This is a genomic window from Mesorhizobium sp. WSM4809, from assembly GCF_055811655.1.
In genome coordinates this window covers 60,617-85,131 of record NZ_JBVVQW010000015.1, presented here as the reverse complement: position 1 = coordinate 85,131, position 24,515 = coordinate 60,617, and the positions used below count along the sequence as shown (strand labels likewise).

24 protein-coding genes are annotated in these 24,515 nt (G+C 63.4%); 4 read left to right on the top strand and 20 right to left on the bottom strand.

Going from position 1 to position 24,515, the window contains the following annotated elements:
* Window positions 1–59: 59 nt before the first annotated feature.
* Window positions 60–1,256 carry a GGDEF domain-containing protein gene (locus AC0L24_RS26985; protein WP_127808713.1) on the bottom strand — a complete coding sequence of 399 codons (1,197 nt, stop codon included), beginning with the start codon at window positions 1,254–1,256 and terminating at the stop codon, window positions 60–62.
* A 160-nt stretch (window positions 1,257–1,416) separates the two neighbouring features.
* Between AC0L24_RS26985 and AC0L24_RS26980 the strand changes: the two genes are divergently transcribed.
* Window positions 1,417–1,734: a hypothetical protein gene (locus tag AC0L24_RS26980; protein ID WP_127267369.1), complete on the top strand. Its 318-nt coding sequence runs from the start codon at window positions 1,417–1,419 to the stop codon at window positions 1,732–1,734.
* 39 nt (window positions 1,735–1,773) lie between these two features.
* Here the strand turns inward: AC0L24_RS26980 and leuC are convergent, their stop codons facing one another.
* From leuC to rplS, 7 genes are all read right to left on the bottom strand, one after another.
* Entirely contained in the window at window positions 1,774–3,183 is a 1,410-nt protein-coding gene (gene leuC, locus AC0L24_RS26975; protein WP_127808712.1) for a 3-isopropylmalate dehydratase large subunit, read from the bottom strand.
* A gap of 288 nt (window positions 3,184–3,471) precedes the next feature.
* Entirely contained in the window at window positions 3,472–4,107 is a 636-nt protein-coding gene (locus AC0L24_RS26970; protein WP_127808711.1) for a class I SAM-dependent DNA methyltransferase, read from the bottom strand.
* A gap of 54 nt (window positions 4,108–4,161) precedes the next feature.
* A complete protein-coding gene (locus AC0L24_RS26965; RefSeq protein WP_128288552.1) occupies window positions 4,162–4,974 on the bottom strand; it encodes an amino acid ABC transporter permease in 813 nt (270 codons plus the stop codon).
* A 66-nt stretch (window positions 4,975–5,040) separates the two neighbouring features.
* Window positions 5,041–5,838 (bottom strand): transporter substrate-binding domain-containing protein, encoded by a 798-nt coding sequence (locus AC0L24_RS26960; RefSeq protein ID WP_128288553.1) that lies wholly within the window; start codon window positions 5,836–5,838, stop codon window positions 5,041–5,043.
* Window positions 5,839–6,015: 177 nt separating this feature from the next.
* Window positions 6,016–6,525 (bottom strand): MarR family winged helix-turn-helix transcriptional regulator, encoded by a 510-nt coding sequence (locus AC0L24_RS26955; RefSeq protein ID WP_127808708.1) that lies wholly within the window; start codon window positions 6,523–6,525, stop codon window positions 6,016–6,018.
* On the bottom strand, window positions 6,522–6,935 hold the full coding sequence (locus AC0L24_RS26950) for an organic hydroperoxide resistance protein (RefSeq protein ID WP_127267363.1): 414 nt from the start codon (window positions 6,933–6,935) through the stop codon (window positions 6,522–6,524). Before AC0L24_RS26950 ends, AC0L24_RS26955 begins: the two co-directional genes overlap by 4 nt.
* A gap of 154 nt (window positions 6,936–7,089) precedes the next feature.
* Complete coding sequence (gene rplS, locus AC0L24_RS26945; RefSeq protein WP_013528861.1) at window positions 7,090–7,641, bottom strand: 50S ribosomal protein L19; 552 nt, start codon at window positions 7,639–7,641, stop codon at window positions 7,090–7,092.
* Between the two features lie 328 nt (window positions 7,642–7,969).
* Between rplS and AC0L24_RS26940 the strand changes: the two genes are divergently transcribed.
* Entirely contained in the window at window positions 7,970–8,722 is a 753-nt protein-coding gene (locus AC0L24_RS26940) for a sulfite exporter TauE/SafE family protein (protein ID WP_127267362.1), read from the top strand.
* On the opposite strand, the gene trmD is transcribed toward AC0L24_RS26940, so the two are convergent.
* Together trmD and rimM are read right to left on the bottom strand one after the other, a co-directional pair.
* Window positions 8,704–9,408: a tRNA (guanosine(37)-N1)-methyltransferase TrmD gene (gene trmD, locus AC0L24_RS26935; protein ID WP_127330191.1), complete on the bottom strand. Its 705-nt coding sequence runs from the start codon at window positions 9,406–9,408 to the stop codon at window positions 8,704–8,706. The genes AC0L24_RS26940 and trmD overlap by 19 nt on opposite strands.
* Window positions 9,405–10,004: a ribosome maturation factor RimM gene (rimM, locus tag AC0L24_RS26930; protein ID WP_127330189.1), complete on the bottom strand. Its 600-nt coding sequence runs from the start codon at window positions 10,002–10,004 to the stop codon at window positions 9,405–9,407. The genes trmD and rimM overlap by 4 nt, the downstream gene beginning before the upstream one ends.
* 400 nt (window positions 10,005–10,404) lie before the next feature.
* Here rimM and AC0L24_RS26925 point away from each other — a divergent pair, with 400 nt between their 5' ends.
* Both AC0L24_RS26925 and AC0L24_RS26920 read left to right on the top strand, forming a co-directional pair.
* Window positions 10,405–11,343, top strand: coding sequence for a tyrosine recombinase XerC (locus tag AC0L24_RS26925; RefSeq protein WP_127808704.1), 939 nt, complete (start codon window positions 10,405–10,407; stop codon window positions 11,341–11,343).
* Window positions 11,344–11,723: 380 nt separating this feature from the next.
* Window positions 11,724–12,794, top strand: coding sequence for a TraB/GumN family protein (locus AC0L24_RS26920; protein WP_127398515.1), 1,071 nt, complete (start codon window positions 11,724–11,726; stop codon window positions 12,792–12,794).
* Window positions 12,795–12,805: 11 nt separating this feature from the next.
* Here AC0L24_RS26920 and AC0L24_RS26915 read toward each other — a convergent pair whose 3' ends face one another.
* The 10 genes from AC0L24_RS26915 to sucC form a co-directional block, all read right to left on the bottom strand.
* Window positions 12,806–13,537, bottom strand: a complete 732-nt coding sequence (locus tag AC0L24_RS26915; protein WP_348639515.1) for a DUF2867 domain-containing protein — start codon at window positions 13,535–13,537, stop codon at window positions 12,806–12,808.
* Window positions 13,538–13,963: 426 nt separating this feature from the next.
* Window positions 13,964–15,394: a dihydrolipoyl dehydrogenase gene (gene lpdA / locus AC0L24_RS26910; RefSeq protein WP_127808702.1), complete on the bottom strand. Its 1,431-nt coding sequence runs from the start codon at window positions 15,392–15,394 to the stop codon at window positions 13,964–13,966.
* A 55-nt stretch (window positions 15,395–15,449) separates the two neighbouring features.
* The gene (locus AC0L24_RS26905; RefSeq protein WP_127397752.1) at window positions 15,450–16,205 is read right to left on the bottom strand and encodes an SDR family oxidoreductase; all 756 of its coding nucleotides are present in this window, start codon (window positions 16,203–16,205) and stop codon (window positions 15,450–15,452) included.
* The gene (locus AC0L24_RS26900; protein ID WP_245486619.1) at window positions 16,202–16,669 is read right to left on the bottom strand and encodes a hypothetical protein; all 468 of its coding nucleotides are present in this window, start codon (window positions 16,667–16,669) and stop codon (window positions 16,202–16,204) included. The genes AC0L24_RS26905 and AC0L24_RS26900 overlap by 4 nt, the downstream gene beginning before the upstream one ends.
* A gap of 51 nt (window positions 16,670–16,720) precedes the next feature.
* On the bottom strand, window positions 16,721–17,419 hold the full coding sequence (locus AC0L24_RS26895; RefSeq protein WP_164748784.1) for a DUF4241 domain-containing protein: 699 nt from the start codon (window positions 17,417–17,419) through the stop codon (window positions 16,721–16,723).
* Window positions 17,420–17,514: 95 nt separating this feature from the next.
* On the bottom strand, window positions 17,515–18,795 hold the full coding sequence (odhB, locus tag AC0L24_RS26890) for a 2-oxoglutarate dehydrogenase complex dihydrolipoyllysine-residue succinyltransferase (protein ID WP_473564377.1): 1,281 nt from the start codon (window positions 18,793–18,795) through the stop codon (window positions 17,515–17,517).
* A gap of 48 nt (window positions 18,796–18,843) precedes the next feature.
* Window positions 18,844–21,831 carry a 2-oxoglutarate dehydrogenase E1 component gene (locus AC0L24_RS26885; RefSeq protein ID WP_128288556.1) on the bottom strand — a complete coding sequence of 996 codons (2,988 nt, stop codon included), beginning with the start codon at window positions 21,829–21,831 and terminating at the stop codon, window positions 18,844–18,846.
* A 132-nt stretch (window positions 21,832–21,963) separates the two neighbouring features.
* Window positions 21,964–22,866, bottom strand: coding sequence for a succinate--CoA ligase subunit alpha (sucD, locus tag AC0L24_RS26880; protein WP_127397251.1), 903 nt, complete (start codon window positions 22,864–22,866; stop codon window positions 21,964–21,966).
* A gap of 41 nt (window positions 22,867–22,907) precedes the next feature.
* Window positions 22,908–23,279 (bottom strand): cupin domain-containing protein, encoded by a 372-nt coding sequence (locus AC0L24_RS26875; RefSeq protein ID WP_127397252.1) that lies wholly within the window; start codon window positions 23,277–23,279, stop codon window positions 22,908–22,910.
* A gap of 4 nt (window positions 23,280–23,283) precedes the next feature.
* Window positions 23,284–24,477 carry an ADP-forming succinate--CoA ligase subunit beta gene (gene sucC / locus AC0L24_RS26870; protein WP_292634969.1) on the bottom strand — a complete coding sequence of 398 codons (1,194 nt, stop codon included), beginning with the start codon at window positions 24,475–24,477 and terminating at the stop codon, window positions 23,284–23,286.
* Between the last annotated feature and the right edge of the window lie 38 nt (window positions 24,478–24,515).

Below are 24,515 nucleotides of genomic sequence, written 5' to 3'. Positions count from 1 at the left end.
GCCGACAGCTAATCATCGACGGGCGAAGAAGACGTTAACGCCGTCCCGGCCGGGCAGATTCAGCCGGTCTTGAACGGCTCCGGCAGGAACGTCGTTTCCGGCCGCTCATAGGACAGGCGTACACTGTCGCGGCCGTTCTTCTTGGCTTTGTAGAGCGCATCGTCGGCACGGCGCATCAGCGGCTCCAGCGCCTCGCCACCGCTGCGGGCCGCCACGCCGAAGCTTGCCGTCACCCTCGTTCCCTGGGGAAGTCCGTCGACATGACCGGCCGAATAGACGGTGCGCACCGCCTCGGCGAACAGCCGGGCCGCGGCAAGATCGCTGAGTGGCAGCAGCACCGCGAATTCCTCGCCGCCGATACGCCCGGCAACACCGCGCGCGCCGGCCGCCGACCGAAGCTTGGCGGCGAAGTCGGCGATCACCCGATCGCCCGCGCCATGTCCATGCACATCGTTGAGCGCCTTGAAGTGATCGAGGTCGGCCAGCACCAGCGCGACCGGGAACCGGGCCGAGGCGCAGTGCTGCAAGAGCAGCATGCCGCGTTCCTCGAAGCCACGCCGGTTGAGCAGGCCCGACAGGGGGTCGGTATAGGTCTCGGTCTTCAATGCCTTCAACACGTCGAGTGCCGCGGCGGAAAACAGGCACAGCGCGATGAGCAGCGAGAGCAGCGCGTGCGACAGCAGCGCCGTCGTCCAGTAGGACGAGCCATAGAACCCGTCATAGCTGGCGAAGGGCCCATGCGCGATGACGACGGCAAGGGTGCGCACGAAGAAATTGACGCCCGACAGCAGCGACAGCACGAACAGGATTTTTTCGGTCGGGCCGTTGTTGCGCACCGGGCGCAGTTCGGCAGCAACCAGAAGGCTGATGCCGCCGAATGCGAAATTCATCGCCAGGATGCGCCAGGTGAGATCCGGCGCGACGAACAGGAACCAGCACAACGACGCCAGGCCGCCGCCGGCCAGCACGGCGATCCCCACATAGGGCACCTTGCGGCCATAGCGGTGGATGACAGCGCTGGCCAGGCAGCACGAGGCGATGGTGAAGCAGATGTTCGACGTAAGCTTGGTCAGCGGCATCCCGATGGGCAAGGTGAAATACTGCAGCAGGAAGCCAGCCGCCGAGAGACTGTAGCTGATCGCCAAAACGGCCAGATAGGGGCGGTGGCGCTGATAGGACCATAGCACAAGGAAGGCCGCGCCGAGCGCCAGCGCGATCGTCGGGTTGAGCAGCGCAATGAGCAGACCCGTGTCCAACCGACTGTGACTTCCCCTGGCTTACGTCAGGGAAGAGCTTAGAGGGCAAGCCCAAACAAGCGGTTAAGCGAAAGCGGTAAGCAGGACCGCCGTCTCAAAATAATGTCAGGGAACCGCAGTCCCCAGTCAGCGTTCCTCCGTTCACAATCTGGAGCGACCCATGGCCGACACAATCACACTGACCGACCACGATGCGATCCGCTCATGGGCTGCCGGGCGCGCCGGCTTTCCCGCAATCGTCGACATATCGCCCGAAGCGGGGACGCAGCCCATGTTGAGGCTGGTCTTCGGCCAGCACGCCTATCAGGATCAGGACCAGCCTGAACGGCCGCTCAATGCGGGAGGCTATGAACTCGTCGAATGGGACGAATGGTTCAAGCTCTTCGAGGAACAACAGCTTGCGCTTGTGGTCGCGGCCGAACAGCCGGGACGCCGCGAGGAGTTCCACGAGCTCGTCCGCCGCGACGGAAAGAGCTGACCCGAGCCGGGCGCGGCTCGGGTTCTGTTCAAATCCGGGTTACTTCCACTCGCGGATGTCGACGAAGTGGCCGGCGATCGCCGCCGCGGCCGCCATCGCCGGCGACACGAGATGGGTGCGGCCCTTGAAGCCTTGCCGGCCCTCGAAATTGCGGTTCGAGGTCGAGGCGCAGCGTTCATGCGGCTTCAGCCGGTCGTCGTTCATGGCCAGGCACATCGAACAGCCCGGCTCGCGCCAGTCGAAACCGGCGGCGACAAAGATCTTGTCGAGCCCTTCGGCTTCCGCCTGTTCCTTGACCAGGCCGGAGCCGGGCACGATCATCGCATCGACATGCGGGCTGACCGTCTTGCCTTCGACCACCTTGGCGACGGCGCGCAGATCCTCGATGCGGCCGTTGGTGCAGGAGCCGATGAAGACGCGGTCGAGCGTGATGTCGGTGATCTTGGTGCCCGGCGTCAGACCCATATAGTCGAGCGCGCGCTGCTTGGAGGTGCGCTTGTTTTCATCGGCGATGTCGGCCGGGTTCGGAACGATGCCTTGCACCGACACGACATCCTCGGGCGACGAGCCCCAGGAGACGATCGGCGGCAGCTTGGCCGCGTCGAGCACGATCACCTTGTCGAAATGCGCGCCTTCGTCGGACTGCAGCGTCTTCCAGTATTCGAGTGCCGCATCCCAGGACGCGCCCTTCGGCGCGCGCGGCTTGTCCTTGACATAGGCGAAGGTCGTCTCGTCGGCGGCGATCAGGCCGGCGCGCGCGCCGCCTTCGATCGACATGTTGCAGATCGTCATGCGGCCTTCCATCGACAGCGCACGGATCGCCTCGCCGGCATATTCGATGACATAGCCGGTGCCGCCGGCAGTGCCGATCTCGCCGATAATGGCCAGGATGATGTCCTTGGCGGTGACGCCTTCCGGCAACTGGCCGTCGACACGCACCAGCATGTTCTTGGCCTTGCGCTGGATCAGCGTCTGTGTCGCCAGAACATGCTCGACCTCGGATGTGCCGATGCCGTGCGCCAGCGCACCGAAAGCGCCGTGCGTCGAGGTGTGGCTGTCGCCGCAGACGATGGTCATGCCGGGCAGTGTAAAGCCTTGCTCGGGACCGATGATGTGGACGATACCCTGGCGGATATCGTTCTCGGAATAATATTCGACGCCGAAATCCCTGGCGTTCGTGGCCAACGCCTCGACCTGGATGCGGCTTTCCTCGTTCTTGATGCCGAACTTGCGCTCGGGCGAGGTCGAGACATTGTGATCGACCACGGCCAGCGTCTTTTCCGGATGCCGGACTTTACGGCCGGTCATGCGCAGGCCTTCGAAGGCCTGCGGGCTGGTCACTTCATGGACCAGGTGGCGGTCGATGTAGAGCAGGCAGGTGCCGTCGTCCTGGCGATCGACGACATGGTCGTCGAAAATCTTGTCGTAGAGGGTGCGCGGTGCGCTCATGTGCGTAAATCCGTCGATATGAGAATGGGAAAGAGCAGGTACCGGACCTCAGGCCCGGCGAAAGGGACCCGAACAGGTCGGCCTAGGGTAGTCGGCTGGTCAGCGCCCCGGACACGCGCGCGGAAAAACGCGACGGCAGGCGTTTCCTGTCCTGCAGCACGAACCCCTTGTAGGCCGGATCGCCAAAAAGCTCTTCCATGGCGTGGCTCATACCAATGTTTTGGGTTTTCGGCAATTGCGGCGTTCAGCGCCTTTACCTTCTCCCGCAAGGGGAGAAGGTAAGTGGAGTCACAACACTTCAAACACAAACGTCTTCACCAGCGCGTCAGGCTCGGCGATCGCATAGCAGCGGAACCACGGGCTTTCCTCGATCGGCCGCCATTTCCCAGCTAGCTCCAGCTCATCGAACACCGCCTGGAAGCCGCCGCTCTCAAACACCTGGTCGCGCACGGTGAAGATGGCATGGCCGCCCTTGCGGGTGATGCGCACCAGCTCGTGCAGGCCCGACGCCGGCGCATGGCTGATGGTGAACACGCCGGTCGAGAAGAAGGCCCGGAAATACTTGTCAGGCCATGGCAGCGTTTCGCCCAGCATTGCCTGCTTCAGGTCGCTGTAGGCATTGCGGCTGCCGGCGATCTTCAGCATATCGTGCGAGAGGTCGAGCCCCGCAATGTCGCGGTAACCGAGCGCCTTCAGCGAGGGTCCCGACAGGCCAGTGCCGCAGCCGGCATCGAGCAAGGGGCCATCGCCCGCCGGCACATGACGCGCCACCCAGGCGGTGATCAGGAAAGGCAGGAGGTAGCCGAGCGAGGCGGTCTCGCTGTCATAGGTCGCAGCCCACGCGGCATAGGCCTCCTCAAGCGCTTCCGGCGTGTCGGCCGTATAGACGGAATCCAGCGCCGCATTGGCTTTGTCGACGATCATGGGGACCTCCTCAAGGGAATGCTCGGGGATCGTAGCGCTGCCTTGGCCGAAAAACTATTCCTCGTGCTGGCGGCGCAGCCGCCGCTCCAGCGCCCTGAGCGCCAGCGACAGGCCGACGGTCAGGATGAGATAGATGTAGGCCGTTATCGAATAGGTCTCGAAGAAGCGAAAGGAGCCGGCGGCGTAGACCTTGCCCATCTGCGTGATGTCGGCAACGCCGAGCACCGAGACCAGCGAGGAATCCTTGACCAAAGCGACGAAATCATTGCCGAGCGGCGGCAGGATGGTGCGGATTGCCTGTGGGAACACGATCAGCCGGAAACGCTGCGCGCGTGTCAGCCCAAGCGCCTTCGCCGCTTCGATCTGACCCTTCTCCACCGCCTGGATGCCGGCCCGGAAAACCTCCGAGATGAAAGCCGAATAGCCGATGGTCAGCGCCATGATGGCGCGCCAGAGCAGCGACACGTCGCGCACCAAAAGCTCGCCGAACAGGCCGGCACTTTGCAGCGGCGCGGTCAGCGCGTTCCAGGCCGCGACGAAGGCCGGCGCGCCGGCAAAGGCGATCCAGAACAACAGCACCAGGATCGGCACGCCGCGGACGATCTCGACATAGAAGCGCGCGATCTGGCGCAGCCAGCGCGAACCGGACATTCCCATCAGCGCGATGCCGAGCCCAATGGCCGACGCCAGCACGAAGGCGATCACGGTGACGAAGATGGTGACGCCGATGCCCTTGGCGACCGTGGCGAACACCTGGGCATAGAGGTTGCTGGTGGCGACGAAGACGGCCACCGCGATGGCGAGGGTTACGGCAACGACGAGCCACCAGGGGAAGTCGGCTTTGGACGAAGAGGAAGGCGTTGCCATCAGGCGATGCCGGCCAAGCAGACGTGGGGGCAGAGGGGGGCGTTCAAGCGCGAAGTCAGCGGGAAATCACTGCCCCATCTTGTAATCAAGAAACCATTTCTTGTTTAGCGCATCGAACGTCCCGTCCGCCTTCAACGCAGCGATTGCCGCGTTGATCGGCTTCACCAGGTCGGAACCCTTGGGGAAAATGAAACCGAAATCCTCGGTGCCGAGCGGCCCGCCGATCAGTTTCAGTTTGCCCTCGGAGGCGTCGACATAGCCTTTGCCAGCGGTGCCATCGGTCAAAACGACATCGACGTCACCGGACTTCAGTGCCTGCACGGTCGCGCCGAAGGTTTCGAACAGTTTGATGCGCGGGTTCTGCTCATTGCCGTCGAGCACGCTATAGACGGCGGTGTAGAAGGGCGTGGTGCCGGCCTGCGCGCCGATCAGCCCGTCCTTGAAGTCGCCGAAGGTCTTGGCGTCAGTGAAGCGGCTCTCATCGCCGCGCACCAGCATGAACTGTTCCGAGCGCATATAGGGGTCGGAGAAATCGACCTTCTCCTTGCGATCGTCCTTGATGGTGATGCCGGTCATGCCAATGTTGTACTGGTTGTCGGAAACCGCCTGGATCATCGCGTCCCAGGAGGTGTTCTGGTATTCGACGGCAAAATTCAGCCGCTTGGCGATCTCGTTCATCGCGTCATACTCCCAGCCGATCTGCTTGCCGGTCTTGGCATCGATGAACTGCAGCGGCGGATAGGCGTTTTCGGTCACAACCACCACCTTTTTGCCGCCGAGGTCGGGCAGCGCCTGCGCAAAGGCGGCAACGGGCGTCAGGACGAGGGCAAGCAGGCCTGCCAGCAGCAGTTTCGATTTGGTCATGACACACTCCCCGGAAATTGACGGACCCGGACATGGCCGGGCTTGCAGGAAAATACGGCGCCGACTTTAGCTTTCCGCAAGCGTCATGCAAGACGGTCCGCTGCGTCAGGATGCGCGAAAGCGGATTCCAGTGCCTTCATTTCCGGGATTCAGGAATGAACGGTGTCGCGGCAGCGATCAGCTCCGCTTCGCGATGCCGGCATCTGCCTTGCGCAAGCCGGAGACGAACCGCGTCAGCGTGCGGTGCAGGGATTTCAACTCGTCGGCATCCAGCGGCAGGTTGCAAAGCATCGCCGCCGGCACGCTTTTAGCCTGCTCACGCAACGCTTGGCCCTTCGCTGTCGGCTCGACCATAACCCGGCGCTCGTCGGCGGGGTCGCGCAGGCGTGTGACCAGTCCGCCAGCCTCCATCCGCTTGAGCAGCGGCGTCAGCGTCGCGGAATCCAGGCCAAGCGCTTCGCCAAGCTCGCCAACCGTGCTTGGAGCTCGTTCCCACAGCGCCAACATGGCCAGATATTGCGGATAGGTCAGGCCGAGCGGATCGAGCAGCGGGCGGTAGAGCTTGGTCATCAGCCCGCTTGCCGAATAGAGCGCGAAGCACAGCTGCTGGTCGAGCCGCGGAACGTGAAACGTCCCGGTGGCCTCCGCCGGGACGTCGCTGGTGCTCTTTGTCGTCTTTTCCGTCATGCCGCCTTTACCGAAAGCGCTACGTCGACATTGCCCCTGATGGCGTTGGAATAGGGGCAGATCTTGTGCGCCTCCGATACAAGCGCTTCCGCCGCCGCCTGATCAAGGCCTTTCGTTTCCGCCGCGAGCGCGACGCCGAGCTTAAAGCCTTCGCCATTGGGAAGCAGGCTGACGGTGGAGGTTACCCCGGCATCCGTCAGCGACAGCTTCTGTTTGCGCGCGACGAAGCGGATGGCGCTTTCGAAGCAGGCGGCATAGCCGATTGCGAACAGTTGCTCAGGATTGGTGGCGCCCCCCGGCCCGCCGAGCTCCTTGGGCATTGCCAGATCGACCTTGAGCAGACCGTCGCTGGTCTCGCCGTGGCCGGCGCGGCCGCCGGTGACGTGAGCCTGTGTGGTGTAGAGTGCCATATCAAATCTCCAATTACCTTGTGCACGATTATTTGGTACACAAGATAATATGCCGTCAACAGCGGATCCCGTTTCTGGCGCTGAAAGCGTTCACAGTCCGGTGAAACGAAAAAGGCGGCCGAAGCCGCCTTTTTGAATGGGATGTCCGAAAACCTTATTCGGCGGGGGTCGCTTCCGCGGCGGCCTTGGCTGCTGCTTCGGCTTCGGCGGCGGCCTTCTTCTCGGCGGCGTCCTGGGCGGCCTTCTCGACGGCCAGGGCCTCGGCTGCTGCCACCTTCTCGGCCTCGATGCGGGCCTTCTCGGCGTTCAGCGCATCGCGCTCCTCATCATTCAGCTTGCGGGCGCGCACGCCGGTGTTTTCCGAAATACGGGCCGATTTGCCGCGACGATCGCGCAGGTAATAGAGCTTGGCGCGACGCACCTTGCCGCGGCGAACGATCTCGACGCCTTCAACCATCGGCGAGTAGACCGGGAACACGCGCTCGACGCCTTCGCCGTAGGAAATCTTGCGAACCGTGAAGTTCTCCTGGAAGCCGGCGCCGGCGCGGGCGATGACGACGCCCTCATAGGCCTGGACGCGGGTGCGGGTGCCTTCGGTCACGCGGACCTGGACGCGCACGGTGTCGCCGGGCTGGAATTCGGGAAGCTTGCGCTTGGCTTCGATCTTGGCGGCCTGTTCGGCCTCGAGCTGACGGAGAATATCCATCTCAAAAGTCCACTTCTTGTTCTTCCGACAGTCAGAGCGTCCGACACTCGCCTTGCAGTTCCATTGACCGCTTGGCTATGCCTTTTGTCTCCAAGACATTTGTCTTTGAAACATCAGGCAGGGGCGACTACACCGTCATTGTTGACGGGTCCGGCAGATTCTTTCTGGCCGGTACGGGCGGGCACATACAGCTATTTCGCCGCTTTGTCACGCCTTGGCAGCGCATTTTCTGCTCGCATGGCACCATCGTAATCCTGCCGTGCCGGGTTGCGCCGGTCGTTCAGGCTTTCTAAGCCTGAAATAACACAGTTTTGAGCGGCCGCGATTCATGTCTGTCTTCGATGCCATCCTGCTGTTTCTGGCGGGCTTTCTGTCAGGCGCCGCCAATGCGGTCGCCGGTGGCGGCACCTTCATCACCTTCGGCGCCATGACGCTGGTCGGCCTGCCGCCGATCGTCGCCAACGCCACCTCCTCGGTGACGCAATTTCCAGGCTACATAACATCGACCCTCGCCTACTCGGCCGATATCAGGCATTTCTGGCGCGGCGCGCTACTGCTGTGCCTGATTTCGGCCGTGGGTGCACTGGCCGGCGCGCTGATCCTTTTGGCGCTCGACAATCCGTCGTTTCGCGCTCTGGTGCCGTGGCTGCTCTTGGCCGCGACAGCCCTGTTCGCAGCCGGCCCCTGGCTGAAACCAGTGCCGAAGCCCGGTCATGAAGCGGCGGTGGGCTCGCTCGCCGGCTCCCTGGCGCAGTTTCTCACCGCCATCTATGGCGGCTTCTTCGGCGCCGGCATGGGCGTGATGATGCTGGCGACGCTCGGCCTGACGCAAGCCGGCGACTATCACCGGCTGAACGCGTTGAAGAACATGCTGGCCATGGTCATCGCCGCTGTTGCGATCGTCGTCTTCGTCTCGGGCGGCGTCGTCGCCTGGCCGCAGGCGATCATCATGATCCCGGGCGGAGCGCTCGGCGGCTATGCCGGCGTCTGGATCGCCAAGCGCGTGCCGCAAAACGCAGTGCGCGGCTTCGTCGTCGCTGTCGGTCTGTTTCTGGCTTTCTATTACTTTTGGAAAGGGTGAGCGGCGGCGCCCAACAAATCCGGACGCCGCTCTTTCGTCAACGCCTCTGACTCCGCCCGCCGCCATGCGGCGATCTTCTTGTGATTGCCCGAGATCAGCACCTCGGGTATCTCGCGGCCTTCAAACTCCTGCGGCCGCGTATAGTGCGGATGTTCGAGCAGGCCGTTTTCGAAACTCTCCTCCTCGCCCGACACCGCGTTGCCCATCACGCCGGGCAACAGCCGCACCACCGCGTCGAGCAGCACAAGGGCGGCCGGCTCACCACCCGAGAGGATGAAATCACCGATGGAGACCTCCTCCAATCCCCGCGCGTCGATCACCCGCTGGTCGACGCCTTCGAAGCGGCCGCACAGGATGACGGCACCCGGCCCAGCCGCCAGCTCGCGCACACGCGCCTGGGTCAGCGGCTTGCCGCGCGGGCTCATCAGCAGCCGAGGCCGCGCATCGCCTTCCGGCGAAGCATGGTCGATGGCTTTCGCCAGCACGTCGGCGCGCATCACCATGCCGGCGCCGCCGCCGGCGGGCGTGTCGTCGACGGTGCGATGGCGGTCGGGGGCGAAGTCGCGGATCTGGATCGCCTCCAGCGACCACGTCCCGGCCTCCAGCGCCCGGCCGGCCAACGACAGGCCGAGCGCGCCGGGAAACATCTCGGGGTAAAGCGTCAGCACCGAAGCGGAAAAACTCACCGGTTGCCCCCGGCATCGCTCGGTCCGCGCGGCCGGCCCTTCGGATCGAAGTCTTCCTCGCGCGGGCCATCGCCATCCTCGTCGTCGACCAGCCCGGCAGCCGCCGGATCGACACGGACAAAACCCTCGGCGATCGACACTTGCGGCACGGCGGCCTGTGTGAACGGGATCAGCACGCCCTTGCGCCCGCCCAGCGTCACGTCGAGAATATCGCCGCCGCCGAAATTGTGCACCGCGACCACCTTGCCAAGCACGGCAGCCGTGTCGTCGCGGACTTCGAGGCCGACGAGGTCGGCATGGTAGAATTCGTCTTCCTCGCCGTCGTCCGGCAGCATCGAACGGTCGACGAACAGCTCCGTGCCTGCCAGCGCCTCGGCCGCATTGCGGTCGGCAATGCCCTTGAAGCGGACCACGACGACGGTGTTGGCAGGCCTGATGTCGACGATCTGGAAGGCGCGCCCGTCCCTGGCGTAGAGCGGCCCGTAATCGGCCAGCGCCAGCGGCTCACCTGTGAAGGTCTTCACCCGCAACTCGCCCTTGATGCCATGGGCGGCGCCGATCACGGCCATCTGGACAGGGTTTTGGGGCTTGCTCATGGCGCTTTTACCTTCGTCATCCACGGGCGGAGCAGGCGCGAAGCGACTGCGCAGACCCGAGGATCCATTCCGTTACGGCGACCAAAAAGCACGGCAGTTCAGAAAGGGTCACGAGTCTCGTTCCTGCCAACTCTCTATTTGCAAACACTTCGCGCGGTCTCCACCGCAAAGCTATCAGACTTGTAACGCAGCAACGCTCGCAGGTCACGGCATGGATCCCGGGGTCTCCGCGACGTCGCTTCGCTCCTGCTCCGCCCCAGGATGACGAAGGGGGCGGGCATTTCAGCCAATCACCAAGGTAGTCACCTGCCACCAATCGATGGTCTCCTAACCTCAGCCGGCTGTCATTTCAATGACGGCTCTTCACCGCTTCCTAACCCGAATACCCGAAAATGCCGCCATGCAGGAATTCCTGATCCCGGCCAAACCCGATCTCCAGGCGGCGCGCGAAAGCTGGCTGAAGATGCTCGCGCGAGAACGTCGGCTGTCGCCCAAGACCGTGGAAGCCTATGAGCGCGACACGCGCCAGTTCCTGCATTTCCTCACCGGCCATTGCGGCGGCTCGCCCGGCATTTCGGACATCGCCGATCTGCGCCCGGCCGACCTGCGCGGCTTTCTCGCGGCGCGGCGCAATGCCGGTGCCGGTGCCCGCACGCTGGGCCGGGGTCTCGCCGGCATCCGCTCGCTGCTGCGTTTCCTCGAGCGGCGCGGCCTCGCCAATGCGGCCGGGGCGGCAGCACTGCGCTCGCCGCGCCAACCCAAATCGCTGCCCAAGCCGCTGACAGCGAGCGATGCCAAGCATGTTGTTTCCATTGAAGGCCAACTGGCGGAGGAACCCTGGATTGCTGCCCGCAACGCCGCCGTGCTGACACTGCTCTACGGCTCCGGCCTGCGCATTTCCGAGGCGCTTGGCCTCGCCGGCGCCGATCTGGCGTCGGCGGCCGACACGGTGCTTCGCGTCACCGGCAAGGGCGGCAAGACGCGCCTGGTGCCGGTGCTGCCGGTGGCGCTCAGGGCGATCGCCGAATATCGCCGGCTCTGCCCCTACCATCTCGACCCCAAGGGCCTGTTGTTTCGCGGCGCCCGCGGCGGTCCGCTCAACCCGGCCATCGTCCAGCGCGACATGGCCAAGCTGCGCTCGGCGCTCAACCTGCCCGATACCGCGACGCCGCATGCGCTGCGCCATTCCTTCGCTACGCATCTGCTCGGCCGCGGCGGCGATTTGCGCACCATCCAGGAACTGCTCGGCCACGCCAGCCTTTCGACGACGCAGATCTACACCGGCGTCGACACCGCGAGGCTGCTCGAGATTTACGAGCAGGCCCATCCACGGGCATGAACGCCAGTAGCGTCGCATAGTATCGGTGGCCAAACGTTCACCATTGGCCGAAAGCCTCCCCAACGTCGTCATCCCTGGGCGAAGCAGGAGCGAAGCTCCGTCGCGGAGACCCTGGGATCCATGCCGCGACCTTTGCCATGGAGTGCTGCGGAGCGGAATTCTGCACTGTTGCAGCGTTCCAGAGTCCCGGCATGGATCCTCGGGTCTGCGCCGCGTCGCTACGCTCCTTGCTCCGCCCGTGGATGACGAAGAAATGGGCGTTTCCGCTAATCATTGAGTCATGAGCACCATCGACGTCCGCTGAGGGCGATAGCCGGTCGAAGACAATTTCGCAGTACCAATTAACCGTTTTGCCGCTTTTCGGTTCTAGGAATGGGATCATGAAACGCGTCATCGCCATCGCCGACCGTGCAGCTTCCGTGTCGCTGAAGCTGCTCGTCGCGCTCAATGTTCTGTTCTTCCTGTCGTTTCTCGCCGTGCTGCTGTTCGCGGCCGGCAAGGCCCATGCCGAAATCTCGACCTGCACCGGCGCCGACATGCTGTCGGCCTTGCAGAAGAACGATCCGGCGACCTACCGCAAGATCGAAGCGGAAGCCGCCGCGACACCGAACGGCAAGGGCCTGTTGTGGAAGCTGGAAAAGCCCGGCGAGAAGCCGTCCTTCCTGTTCGGCACCATGCATATGACCGACCCGCGCGTCACCACGCTGCCTCCCGACGCGCAGAAAGCCTATGACGCCGCCGGCACCATCATCATCGAAACCACTGACGTGCTCGACAAGCAGAAGATGATGGTCGCGATGCTCAAGGAGCCGGACCTGATGATGTTCACTGATTCGACGACGCTGGCGTCGCTGCTGTCGCCCGACGATGCGGCGGCCATGAACGCCGCGCTCGACGCCCGCGGCATTCCTCCGGCGACGGTTGCCAAGATGAAGCCGTGGATGCTCTCGGCCATGATGGCACTGCCGGCCTGCGAACTCGCCCGTCAGTCAGGCGGCGCCCCGGTGCTCGATGTCAGGCTGGCGGAAGGTGCAAAGGCTTCCGGCAAGCCGGTGGAAGGATTGGAGACTGCTGAAAGCCAGTTGCGCGCCATGGCCTCGCTGCCGCTGGCGTTTCACATGAAGGGCCTCGTCGACACGCTGAAGCTCGGCGATAAGATCAACGACATCAACGAAACCATGATCGTGCTCTACCAGCGCGGCGACACCGGAATGTTCTGGCCGCTGTTTCGCGTGGCCATGCCGGAAGGCACGGACGACCCCGCGGGCTATGCGGCGTTCGAGGAAACCATGATCACCAGCCGCAACAAGGTGATGGTCGAGCATGCCGAACCGATCCTTGCCAGGGGCAACGTCTTCATGGCGGTCGGCGCCCTCCACCTTCCCGGCCCCGAAGGCCTCGTCGAGGACTTCCGCAAGGCCGGTTACACCGTCACGCCTGTTGGACTTTAAGCTACTTCAGTTTACTTCGCCAGGATCTGGGCCAGCATCGCCGGAACGACGATCCGGTGAAACGGCATGATGATCGCAAGATAGGCGCGCCCGAGCCAATTGTGCGTCTTGACGATCGTCGTCGCGGCCACCTCTTGCCGGCCCGTGCCGAGATCCCTGACTTCGACCAGGACACGGAAATCGAGATGCCGGTCGTCGAGGCCAAGCACAACCTTGCCGGGAAACTGGCTGATGAGCGGAAATATCCCGATCCGGCCTGACGGCAACACTGTAGTTTCCAGGCCCGTCTTCAGCCGGAACGGCTTGACGGCAAGGTTGCGCAGCGCCATGAGCCTGCCGACCCAGGGCGGCATTCGCCCCAGGGCGCGTTCCGCCGCGCCGAGTGCCGTTAAAGAAAGACCCTGGGTGATCAGCACAAAGCGGTCGGCGAACTGGGCTCCGGCGAGAACATCGCAGTGATTCGGGACAAACTCTGCTATGGGATTCGTCACGACAAAAATCCTCCGGAAAAACCCATAGTAGGCACCAACTTGGCGCGTTGCGTGGCGAAACAACGCCATTCCGGCTCCGGAACGGCGGGATTGTCCTTGTTTTTGGCGTTTTCCAACCCTAGCGTGAAACCAGTTCAATGATTGCGCGTTATATGGTGTTGATTGATATTTTTCATCCACGGAGGACACTTTTATGGCGAACGCACCGAATCCAAACGACCCGTTCAATCCCAACACCACCAACACCACCATCAAGCAGAGCGGTGGCGGCGGTAGTGGCTGGCTGATTGCGCTGGTCGTCGTTATTCTGGCGGTTGTCGCGTATTATGTTTTCGGAAGGAGTGGTGAGCACCCGGCACCAGCCGAGCCGCCGGCGGCCAGCACACCGGCCCCCGCGCCCGCACCGGCGGAACCGATGAAGCCAGCCGAACCTGCACCTGCTCCGGCACCTGCAGAACCGGCCCCAGCCCCGGCACCTGCAGCTCCGGCTCCGGCTCCGGCACCTGCAGAACCGGCACCTGCGCCGGCTCCAGCGCCAGCGCCGGCTCCAGCTCCGGCCAACTGACCGGCTCGATATCAAATACGAACGGCCCGCTGAAAAGCGGGCCGTTTTGTTTGGCGATATCGCTACGTTCGTCATCCTCAGGCTTGACCCGAGGATAACGAAGCGTTGTCGCTTTAGATGTGGATTGGCTTGAAGAACGTCGCCAGCGCCGCCTCCTTCACCGCTTCCGACATCGTCGGATGCGCGTGGCAGGTGCGGGCGAGATCCTCAGACGAGCCGCCGAATTCCATCAGCACCGCCGCCTCGTGGATCATCTCGCCTGCGCCGAAGCCGACAATATGCATGCCGAGCACGCGGTCGCTCGTCTTGTCGGCGAGGATCTTCACAAAACCGTCGGTGTGCAGCATGGCGCGCGCCCGGCCATTGGCGCTGAATGGGAATTTTCCGACCTTGTAGTCGATGCCGGCCTTCTTCAGCTCTTCCTCGGTCTTGCCGACCGAGGCGATTTCCGGGCTGGTGTAGACGACGCTCGGAATGACGTCATAGTTCACGTGGCCGGCCTGGCCGGCAATGGTTTCGGCCACCGCCACGCCCTCGTCCTCGGCCTTGTGCGCCAGCATCGGCCCGGCGATGACATCGCCGATGGCATAGATGCCCGGGACATTGGTCGTGAGATGGGCATCGGTCTTGACCCGGCCGCGCTCGTCGACCTCGACGCCGGCTTCCCCGAGCCCGAGACTGTCGGCATAGGCGCGGCGGCCGGTGGCGATCAGCACGGCATCGGCCTCGATCATCTCGGCGGCGCCGCCCTTGACCGGCTCGAAGGTGACGGTCGCACCCTTCTTGGCCTTGGCGACACCGGTGACCTTGGCGCCGAGCTTGAACTCGAAACCCTGCTTTGAAAGCAAGCGCTGGAACTGCTTGGAAACCTCGCCGTCCATGCCGCCCAGGATGGTGTCGAGGAATTCGACCACGGTGACCTTGGCGCCGAGCCGTGCCCACACCGAGCCGAGCTCGAGCCCGATGACACCGCCGCCGACCACCACCAGATGGCCGGGAACCTTATCAAGCGACAAAGCGCCGGTCGACGACACGATCACCTTCTCGTCGATGTCGACCTTGACGCCGGGAATGCCGGCGACATCCGAGCCGGTGGCGATGACGATGTTCCTGGTCTCGATCTCCTCGACCTTGCCGTCCTCAGCCGTCACCGACACCTTGCCGGCCGCGACCACCTTGCCAGTGCCGCGAAAGCTGTCGATCTTGTTCTTCTTGAACAGGAAGGCGACGCCGTTGACGTTCGACGACACCGTCGCATCCTTGTGCGCCATCATCTTCTTCAGGTTCAATTTCGGCGCCGATATCTCGACGCCGAGCGTGTCGAAGGAGTGACCGGCCTCGGCGAACATCTCGGAGGCATGGAGCAGCGCCTTGGAAGGGATGCAGCCGATGTTGAGGCAGGTACCGCCGAAGGTCGCGTTCTTCTCGACCACCGCCACCCTGAGCCCGAGCTGCGCCGCCTTGATGGCGCAGACATAGCCGCCCGGTCCCGATCCGATGATAACGACGTCATAAGCCATGATACTGTCCTTCTGTTTGAGCATGATGCCGTGTGACGCGGTTTTTGGATAACATCATGCTCGATCTGCTTGAGAGCGCTCAGCGGCCGCCGCTTACATTCAGGATCGCGCCTGTCGTATAGGACGCGGCGTCGGAGAGAAGATAGAGAACCGCGCCCGCGACTTCATCCACTGTACCGGCTCTTTTCATCGGCAGCAGGTCGCGGAACCGCTCCACCCTGTCCGGCTGCCCGCCGGAAGCGTGGATGTCCGTGTCGATGATGCCAGGGCGCACCGCATTGACGCGAATGCCTTCCAGCGCCACCTCGCGGGCGAGCCCGATGGTGAAGGTGTCGATGGCGCCCTTGGAGGCGGCATAATCGACGTACTCGCCCGGCGAGCCCAATGTCGCCGCGGCCGACGAGATGTTGACTATGGATCCGCCCGACCCGCCATGGCGGGTCGACATGCGCTTGACCGCCTCACGGGCGCAGAGGAACGAGCCGACGACATTGATGCGCATCATGCGCTCCAGCCGCGAAACATCCATCTCGTCGACGCGCGCCTTGACGTCGACGATGCCGGCATTGTTGACGAAAGCATCGAGCCGTCCATAGGCGCGGTCGACGGCCTCGAACATGGCCACGATATCGGCCTCGCTGCCGACATCGCCCTTGACCGCAAAAGCCTCGCCGCCGGCAGCCTCGATCTCCGCGACCAGTGCATCGGCGGCGTCCTGATTCGCAGCGTAGTTGACCGCGACCCTGTAGCCGGCCTTCGATCCAAACCGGCAGATCGCCGCGCCGATGCCGCGGCTGCCGCCGGTGACCAGCAGCACCTTTTGCGTCCCGCTCATTCCTGGCATCCCTTCAAGGCAAACACATCCCCCGGCACTTTCGAAAACCCGCTGCCGCCATAGGCACTGGATTGGCGCAACGCTGGCCCGAGATCCGGCAGTATCAGCGTCTTCGGCGCTTCGACACCTTCGGCCGGCAGCAGCCCGATGTTGCCCTTGTCATCCGCCGTGTAGATGACGCTATGCCAGGGCGTGCAGGCGGCAAGCTCCTCGCCGGTGACGTCGCCCTCGGGGCATTTGTACATCAGCGCGCCGTTCGGCCGCGACACGCCCTCGTTCCACATGACGATGCCGTTCAGCACCACATTGTTGTCGAGGATCATCCGGAACGTGTTGGTGACCGTCGCCGAGGTGCCGGTGGGCGTGAAATCGATTTCGCTGCCGCTCTGGGCGTCGCCATAGACAGCGAGCTCGATCGGACAGGCGGCATTTGCGGCAGAGTCGGTGAACAACACGGCCAGCATTCCGGCTGCACATCGGATAGTGGGCGATAGGACGCTTTGCATCAGCGCGACCTACTTGCTCTCGCGGCCATCGGCGTTTTCCAGCACGCCGAAATCGGTCAGCAGCAACAACGGCTCGCCTGCTGCGTCCAGTCCCCAGAATGACGGATAAAATCCATCACCCCAGCCGCTCCAGAACATCGCGATGTTGAGCGGGTTGCCGGCAACCGGATGATGCATGACGAACCTGTCCTGGTTGGGTGCGAATTCGGCGGCCAGCACGTCGTCATAGTAATTCTCGTCGGCCTTGAGCTTGTCCTGTTCGGCCGACATCAGCGCCATCGCCGTCTTGTCCATGAAAGAGCCAAGGCCGGCTTCGACCGGGTAGCCGAACATTTCGTCGTCCTTCAGGGTCGACACGTCCTGGTCTGGCAAGGTCGCCAGTTCCCAGCGGACCGGCGTGCCTGGGCGGAGCCGAAGGAACGCTGCTGCCACACGTCCCTGGGCCTCGAACAGAGAAACCGGATAACTTCCAGGTTTGACCTTGCGGCTCAATGCTGGCCAGTCATCGCCTGTGACCAGAGGATCGCAGGCCATAATCTCGCCCGTCGGCAATTCGAGTTGGCCGATCGGGGTGACCGTTATCTTCCGCTCCGCCAATTGCACGTCACTAAGGGCAAAGATGCCGAGGTTGCTGCTCACCTTTGCCGGATTCCATCCGGCGGCGATTGCCAGCGAAGGAACAGCAGTGGACAAGCCAAGCCAGAAAATACTGCGCCGAAAAGTCCGCTGCGCGCCGCCCGCGGCCCGGCCCAGTTTGAACCCGAACCGTTCCAGCCAGCCGCTCACGGGGCGGTTGGCCTTGCTCACAGATCGAGCACCAGCCGTTCCGGATCCTCCAGGCTTTCCTTGACGCGGACCAGGAAGGTCACCGCTTCCTTGCCGTCGACGATGCGGTGATCGTAGCTGAGTGCCAGGTACATCATCGGCCGGATCACGATCTGGCCGCCGACCACGACAGGCCGCTCCTGGATCTTGTGCATGCCCAGAATGCCCGACTGCGGCGCATTGAGGATCGGCGTCGACATCAGCGACCCGTAAACGCCGCCGTTGGAAATCGTAAACGTCCCGCCTTGCATGTCGGCGACCGACAGCTTGCCGTCGCGCGCGGCTATGCCCAAGCGGCCGATGTCCTTTTCGATCTCGGCGATCGACATCTGGTCGGCATTGCGCACGACCGGCACGACCAGGCCCTTTTCGGTGCCGACGGCGACGCCGATATGGGCATAGTTCTTGAAGATGATGTCGGTGCCGTCGATCTCGGCATTGACCGAGGGGATTTCTTTCAGCGCGTGGGTGACGGCCTTGGTGAAGAAGCCCATGAAGCCGAGCTTCACGCCGTGCTTCTTTTCGAACACGTCCTTGTATTTGGTGCGCAGCGCCATCACCGCAGACATGTCGACCTCGTTGAAGGTGGTCAGCATGGCTGCGGTCGACTGCGCTTCCTTGAGGCGGCGCGCGATGGTCTGGCGCAGCTTGGTCATGCGCACGCGCTCCTCGCGCGACGCATCGTCGCCCGAGGACGGCGCGCGCACGGCAACCGGTGCAGGTGCCGCCTTCGGCGTCTCCGCCGGCTGCGACGGCGCACCCTTGGAGATGGCGTCGAGCACGTCGCCTTTCAGCACCTGGCCACGCTTTCCCGAACCGGAGATCTGGTCGACCGAGAGATTGCTTTCGGCGATCAGTTTCGCCGCGGCCGGTGCCGGTGGCATGGTGCGCGGCTCGACCGGGCCGGCATCGCCGGCGATCTTGGCGGTCTCGGCCGCGGCCTGCTTGCCGGTCGATGCCGCATCCGGCGACGAGGCCTGCGACACCGCCTGCGGCTTGGTCGCTGGTGCGGCGGCAGCGCCACCTGCCGAAATCGAACCGAGCAGCGCACCGACACCGACCGTCTCGCCTTCCTTGGCGGTGATTTCGCTTAAGGTTCCAGCGGCGGCGGCAGGCACCTCCACCGTCACCTTGTCGGTCTCGAGCTCGACCAGCGGCTCGTCGGCGACGATCGCGTCGCCGACCTTCTTGAACCATTTGCCGATGGTCGCTTCGGTGACGGATTCGCCGAGAGTGGGAACGCGGATTTCGGTAGCCATTGTGCCTGTCCGTTTTCTTTCGGGTTCTGTTATTCGCCCAGATTTTCTCTATTCACCAAGCGCGTCTTCGAGCAAGGCGGCGAGCTGCGCGAGATGCTTCGACATCAGTCCGGTCGCCGGCGAGGCGGCGGCCGGACGGCCGGTGTAGCGCACCCGCTGATGCTTGGCGTCGATATGCGCCAGCACCCATTCCAGATAGGGGTCGATGAACGACCAAGCGCCCATGTTCTTGGGCTCCTCCTGGCACCACACCATCTCGGCATTGCGGAACCGCGACAGTTCGGTGATCAGCGCCTTGGCCGGGAACGGATAGAGCTGTTCGACGCGCAACAGATAGATGTCGTTGATGCCGCGCTTCTCGCGCTCCTCATAGAGGTCGTAATAGACCTTGCCCGAACACAGCACGACGCGGCGGATCTTCGAATCCTTGGTGAGCTTGATCGCCTGGCCGGAAAGCAGCTGCGCATCGTCCCACAGCAATCGGTGGAACGAGCTTTCGCCCGAAATTTCCGGCAGCGTCGACACCGCCCGCTTATGGCGCAGCAGCGACTTCGGCGTCATCAGGATCAGCGGCTTACGGAAGTCGCGCTTCAGCTGCCGGCGCAATATGTGGAAGTAGTTGGCCGGCGTCGTACAGTTGGCCACTTGCATGTTATCTTCGGCGCAAAGCTGCAGGAAGCGTTCGAGCCGGGCCGAGGAGTGTTCCGGACCCTGGCCTTCATAGCCATGCGGCAAGAGGCAGACGAGGCCCGACATTCTGAGCCACTTGCGTTCGCCCGACGAGATGAACTGGTCGAACACCACCTGGGCGCCGTTGGCGAAATCGCCGAACTGCGCTTCCCACAATGTCAGCGCCTTCGGCTCGGCAAGGCTGTAGCCATATTCGAAGCCCAGCACCGCCTCTTCAGACAGCATCGAGTTGATGACTTCGTAGCCGGCTTGAGCCGCAGACAGATTGTTGAGCGGGATGTAGCGGGTCTCGTCGCGCTGGTCGTAAAGGACCGAGTGACGCTGCGAGAAGGTGCCGCGTTCGGAATCCTGCCCCGACAGGCGGATCGGATTGCCGTCGAGCAGGATGGCGCCGAAGGCCAGCGCCTCGGCCGTCGACCAGTCGATGCCTTCGCCGGACTCGATCGCCTGGCGGCGGTTTTCGAGGAAGCGGATGATCGTCTTGTGCGCCTCGAAATCCTTCGGCACCTCGGTCAGCTTCTTGCCGATTTCCTTCAGCGTCTTCACCGGCACGGCGGTCTTGCCGCGCCTTTGTTCGTCCTGGTTGTCGGCCGTGCGCAGGCCAGACCAGGCGCCGTCGAGCCAATCGGCCTTGTTGGGCTTGTAGTGCTGGCCGACTTCCCACTCGGATTCCAGATGCGCCCGCCAGTCGGCCTTGAGCTGGTCGAGCTCGGCCTGGGTGAGGTGACCCTCGGCGATCAGCCGGTCGCCGTAGATCTGCACGGTCGTCTTGTGGGTGCGGATGTTGCGGTACATGATCGGCTGGGTGAAGGCCGGCTCGTCGCCCTCATTGTGGCCGAAGCGGCGGTAGCAGAACATGTCGACCACAACAGGCTTGTGGAACTTCATGCGGAATTCGATCGCCACCTTGGTGGCGTGCACCACGGCTTCCGGATCGTCGCCATTGACGTGGAAGATCGGCGCTTCGATCATCTTGGCGACGTCGGACGGATAGGGCGACGAGCGCGAGAAGCGCGGATTGGTGGTGAAGCCGATCTGGTTGTTGATGATGAAATGCAACGTGCCGGCGACGCGGTGGCCGCGCAGGCCGGACAGGCCGAGGATCTCGGCAATCACGCCCTGGCCGGCGAAGGCGGCGTCGCCATGCAGCAGTAGCGGCAGCACCTTGGCGCGCTCTTCCAGCGGCACGATCTCCTCGCGGCTGCGGCCGAACAGGTAATCCTGCTTGGCGCGCGCCTTGCCCATCACCACCGGATCGACAATTTCCAGATGCGAGGGATTGGCGGTCAAGGACAGGTGCACCTTGTTGCCGTCGAACTCGCGGTCCGACGAGGCGCCGAGATGGTACTTGACGTCGCCCGAGCCCTCGACCTCGTCGGGGGCGGCCGAGCCACCCTTGAACTCGTGGAAGATGGCGCGGTGCGGCTTGGCCATCACCTGCGAGAGCACGTTCAGCCGGCCGCGATGCGCCATGCCGAGCACGATTTCCTTCATGCCGAGCTGGCCGCCGCGCTTGACGATCTGCTCCAGGGCCGGGATCAGCGCTTCACTGCCATCGAGGCCGAAGCGCTTGGTGCCCTTGTACTTGACGTCGATGAACTGCTCGAAGCCTTCGGCCTCGACCAGCTTCTGCAGGATCGCCTTCTTGCCGGTGGCGGTGAAGGTGATCTCCTTGTCGGCGCCCTCGATACGTGCCTGGATCCAGGCCTTTTCCTCGGGATCGGAAATATGCATGAACTCGACGCCGAGCGTCGAGCAATAGGTGCGGGTCAGGATTTCCAGCATCTGCCGGATGCTGCCGAATTCGAGCCCGAGCACATTGTCGAGGAAGATCGGCCGGTCGTAATCGGCTTCGGTGAAGCCGTAATTTTCCGGCGACAGCTCGTTGTAGTCCTCGAGCGGCTTGGCGATGCCGAGCGGGTCGAGATTGGCATGCAGATGGCCGCGCATGCGGTAGGCGCGGATCATCATGATGGCGCGCACCGAATCGCGCGTCGCCTGGTGCACGTCGGCGTCGGACAGGACGACGCCGTTGGTGACCGCCTTGTCCTTGACTTTCTTTTCGATCGTCTTCTCGACGATACCCCAATTGCCGTCGAGCGCCGACACCAGTTCGCCATTGGCCTGCAGCGGCCAGGAGGGCTTGGCCCAGGAGGCGCCCTTGGCATTCCTGCGCACATCGCCGGCGTCGTCCTTCAGCCCGGCGAAGAACTCCTGCCATTCGGGGTTTACCGACTCCGGATCGTCCTCATAAGACGCATAAAGCGAGTCGATGTAATCGGCATTGCCGCCATAGAGGAAAGAGGTGAGTGAAAATTGGTCGTTGGCCTGATCTTGTCTTGCCATTTTTGTCCGCGGAGCCTAGCTCCGTCTCCTGTTTGGAGCGAGTAGGGAGTAGCGAATAGCGAGTAGGGATTCCCCAGTGGTCGCGCCGCTAGTCTGTCTTTCCTATTCGCTATTCACTACTCGCTACTCACTTTAACCCTTGATCGCCTCGACCAAGGTCGTGCCCAGCCTTGCCGGCGAAGGCGAAACTTTTATCCCGGCCGATTCCATCGCCGCGATCTTGTCTTCGGCGCCGCCCTTGCCGCCGGAGATGACCGCGCCCGCATGACCCATGGTGCGGCCGGCCGGCGCCGTGCGCCCGGCGATGAAGCCAGCCATCGGCTTTTTGCGGCCGCGCTTGGCTTCGTCCTTGAGGAACTGCGCGGCGTCTTCCTCGGCCGAACCGCCGATCTCGCCGATCATGATGATCGACTTGGTCTCGTCGTCGGCGAGGAACATCTCGAGCACGTCGATGAACTCGGTGCCCTTGACGGGGTCGCCGCCAATGCCGACGGCGGTGGTCTGGCCGAGGCCGACATTGGTGGTCTGGAACACGGCCTCATAGGTAAGTGTTCCCGAGCGCGAAACAACGCCGACCGAGCCCTTGCGGAAGATGTTTCCGGGCATGATGCCGATCTTGCATTCGTTGGGCGTGAGCACGCCCGGGCAGTTCGGCCCAATCAGGCGCGAGGTCGAGCGGTCGAGCCTGGCCTTGACCCTGATCATGTCCATCACCGGGATGCCTTCGGTGATGCAGATGATCAGCGGGATCTCGGCCTCGATCGCTTCGAGGATGGCTTCGGCGGCACCCGCCGGCGGCACATAGACGACCGAAGCGTTGGCACCGGTCTTTTCCTTGCCCTCGGCGACCGTGGCGAAGATCGGCAGGTTTTCACCCTTTGAGCCGGTCCACGTCTCGCCACCCTTCTTGGGGTGGATGCCGCCGACCATTTTCGTGCCGTGATAAGCCAGCGCCTGTTCGGTGTGAAACGTGCCGGTCTTGCCGGTCAGGCCCTGCACCAGCACCTTGGTGTTCTTGTCGACGAGAATGGACATGGGAGCCCTTTTCTAAAAACCGTTGATCGAGGAAAACATGGTCAGAGCCGCTTCAGGTCAGCGACCGTGAGGTCGCTCTTGGCATTGCCGGTGTTGAGCGTCGTCGCCGGCTCGAACATCAGCACGACCGGTTCCGCGGTGAGCGAACGCGGCCGGTGCTCGACACCGCGCGGTACGACGATGAAGTCGCCCTCGCCGAGCTCGACCGGACCGTCACGGAAATCGATGGCGATACGCCCGCGCAGCACGAGGAAGGCTTCATCCTCATGGTCATGCGCATGCCAGTCGAACATCTCGCCGAACTTGGCGACCTTCGCCTGGCTGTCGTTGACGTCGCCGGCGATATGCGGATCGAAAACCTTGGTGATGGTCCGATCCGCCGCCTCGACGAGGTTTATCTTGCGCGGAGGCATCCGCTCAGCCCTTTACCGCCGCCACGATCTTCTTGGCTGCATCGTCGAGATCGTCGGCCGACACGACGTTGAGGCCGCTGTCGTTGATGATCTTCTTGCCGAGCTCGGCATTGGTGCCTTCCAGGCGCACCACCAGCGGCACTTCCAGGCCGACTTCCTTGACCGCGGCAATGACGCCCTCGGCAATGATGTCGCACTTCATGATGCCGCCGAAGATGTTGATCAGGATGCCCTTGACCGCCGGATCCCGGGTGATGATCTTGAACGCCGCCGTGACTTTTTCCTTAGATGCGCCGCCACCGACATCGAGGAAGTTGGCGGGCTCGGCGCCATAGAGCTTGATGATGTCCATCGTCGCCATGGCGAGGCCGGCGCCGTTGACCATGCAGCCGATATTGCCGTCGAGCGCGACATAGGCGAGGTCGTATTTCGACGCCTCGATCTCCTTCTCGTCCTCTTCGGTGGTGTCGCGCAGTTCGAGCACGTCGGGGTGGCGGAACAGCGCGTTGTTGTCGAACGACACTTTCGCGTCGAGCACGCGCAGCCGGCCGTTCTTCATGACGATCAGCGGGTTGACCTCGAGCAGGCTCATATCCTTCTCGACGAAGGCCTTGTAGAGGATCGGGAACAGCGTATCACCGTCCTTGGCCGCATCGCCGTCGAGCTTGAGCGCGCCGTTGAGCGCCTTCAGGTCGGTTGTTGTGACGCCTTTTTCCGGATCGATGGCGACGGTGATGATCTTTTCCGGCGTGTCATGGGCGACCGCCTCGATGTCCATGCCGCCTTCGGTCGAGACGACGAAGGCAATGCGGCCGACCGAACGGTCGACCAGGATCGACAGATAGAGCTCGCGTTCGATGTCGGCGCCGTCCTCGATGTAGAGACGGTTGACCTGTTTGCCGGCCGGGCCGGTCTGCTTGGTCACCAGCGTGTTGCCCAGCATCTCGTTGGCGTTGGCGACGACGTCGGCCACCGATTTCGCCAGCCGCACCCCGCCCTTGGCGTCCGGGCCGAGCTCGGTGAATTTGCCCTTGCCGCGGCCGCCGGCATGGATCTGGCTCTTCACCACATAAAGCGGGCCCGGCAGCGCCTTGGCGGCGGCTTCCGCTTCGCTCGCCTTGAACACCGGCACGCCTTCGGCCACGGGCGCGCCAAAGCTCTTCAGCAGCGCCTTGCCCTGATACTCATGGATGTTCATCTGGATGGTCTCCGGATCGACTGGGGGTTCACTTGCTG

Excerpts from the sequence above, each read along its gene's own strand:
- AC0L24_RS26940 (WP_127267362.1), top strand. The coding sequence starts at position 7,970 with ATGTCTGTCTTCGATGCCATCCTGCTGTTTCTGGCGGGCTTTCTGTCA.
- AC0L24_RS26980 (WP_127267369.1), top strand. The coding sequence starts at position 1,417 with ATGGCCGACACAATCACACTGACCGACCACGATGCGATCCGCTCATGG.
- lpdA (WP_127808702.1), bottom strand. The coding sequence starts at position 15,394 with ATGCTCAAACAGAAGGACAGTATCATGGCTTATGACGTCGTTATCATC.
- rplS (WP_013528861.1), bottom strand. The coding sequence starts at position 7,641 with ATGGATATTCTCCGTCAGCTCGAGGCCGAACAGGCCGCCAAGATCGAA.
- AC0L24_RS26905 (WP_127397752.1), bottom strand. The coding sequence starts at position 16,205 with ATGAGCGGGACGCAAAAGGTGCTGCTGGTCACCGGCGGCAGCCGCGGC.
- AC0L24_RS26950 (WP_127267363.1), bottom strand. The coding sequence starts at position 6,935 with ATGGCACTCTACACCACACAGGCTCACGTCACCGGCGGCCGCGCCGGC.
- rimM (WP_127330189.1), bottom strand. The coding sequence starts at position 10,004 with ATGAGCAAGCCCCAAAACCCTGTCCAGATGGCCGTGATCGGCGCCGCC.
- AC0L24_RS26925 (WP_127808704.1), top strand. The coding sequence starts at position 10,405 with ATGCAGGAATTCCTGATCCCGGCCAAACCCGATCTCCAGGCGGCGCGC.
- AC0L24_RS26960 (WP_128288553.1), bottom strand. The coding sequence starts at position 5,838 with ATGACCAAATCGAAACTGCTGCTGGCAGGCCTGCTTGCCCTCGTCCTG.
- AC0L24_RS26970 (WP_127808711.1), bottom strand. The coding sequence starts at position 4,107 with ATGATCGTCGACAAAGCCAATGCGGCGCTGGATTCCGTCTATACGGCC.
- AC0L24_RS26915 (WP_348639515.1), bottom strand. The coding sequence starts at position 13,537 with ATGGTGGTGTTGGTGGTGTTGGGATTGAACGGGTCGTTTGGATTCGGT.
- odhB (WP_473564377.1), bottom strand. The coding sequence starts at position 18,795 with ATGGCTACCGAAATCCGCGTTCCCACTCTCGGCGAATCCGTCACCGAA.
- sucD (WP_127397251.1), bottom strand. The coding sequence starts at position 22,866 with ATGTCCATTCTCGTCGACAAGAACACCAAGGTGCTGGTGCAGGGCCTG.
- AC0L24_RS26885 (WP_128288556.1), bottom strand. The coding sequence starts at position 21,831 with ATGGCAAGACAAGATCAGGCCAACGACCAATTTTCACTCACCTCTTTC.
- AC0L24_RS26955 (WP_127808708.1), bottom strand. The coding sequence starts at position 6,525 with ATGACGGAAAAGACGACAAAGAGCACCAGCGACGTCCCGGCGGAGGCC.
- AC0L24_RS26875 (WP_127397252.1), bottom strand. The coding sequence starts at position 23,279 with ATGCCTCCGCGCAAGATAAACCTCGTCGAGGCGGCGGATCGGACCATC.
- AC0L24_RS26920 (WP_127398515.1), top strand. The coding sequence starts at position 11,724 with ATGAAACGCGTCATCGCCATCGCCGACCGTGCAGCTTCCGTGTCGCTG.
- sucC (WP_292634969.1), bottom strand. The coding sequence starts at position 24,477 with ATGAACATCCATGAGTATCAGGGCAAGGCGCTGCTGAAGAGCTTTGGC.
- AC0L24_RS26965 (WP_128288552.1), bottom strand. The coding sequence starts at position 4,974 with ATGGCAACGCCTTCCTCTTCGTCCAAAGCCGACTTCCCCTGGTGGCTC.
- AC0L24_RS26900 (WP_245486619.1), bottom strand. The coding sequence starts at position 16,669 with ATGCTGGCCGTGTTGTTCACCGACTCTGCCGCAAATGCCGCCTGTCCG.
- leuC (WP_127808712.1), bottom strand. The coding sequence starts at position 3,183 with ATGAGCGCACCGCGCACCCTCTACGACAAGATTTTCGACGACCATGTC.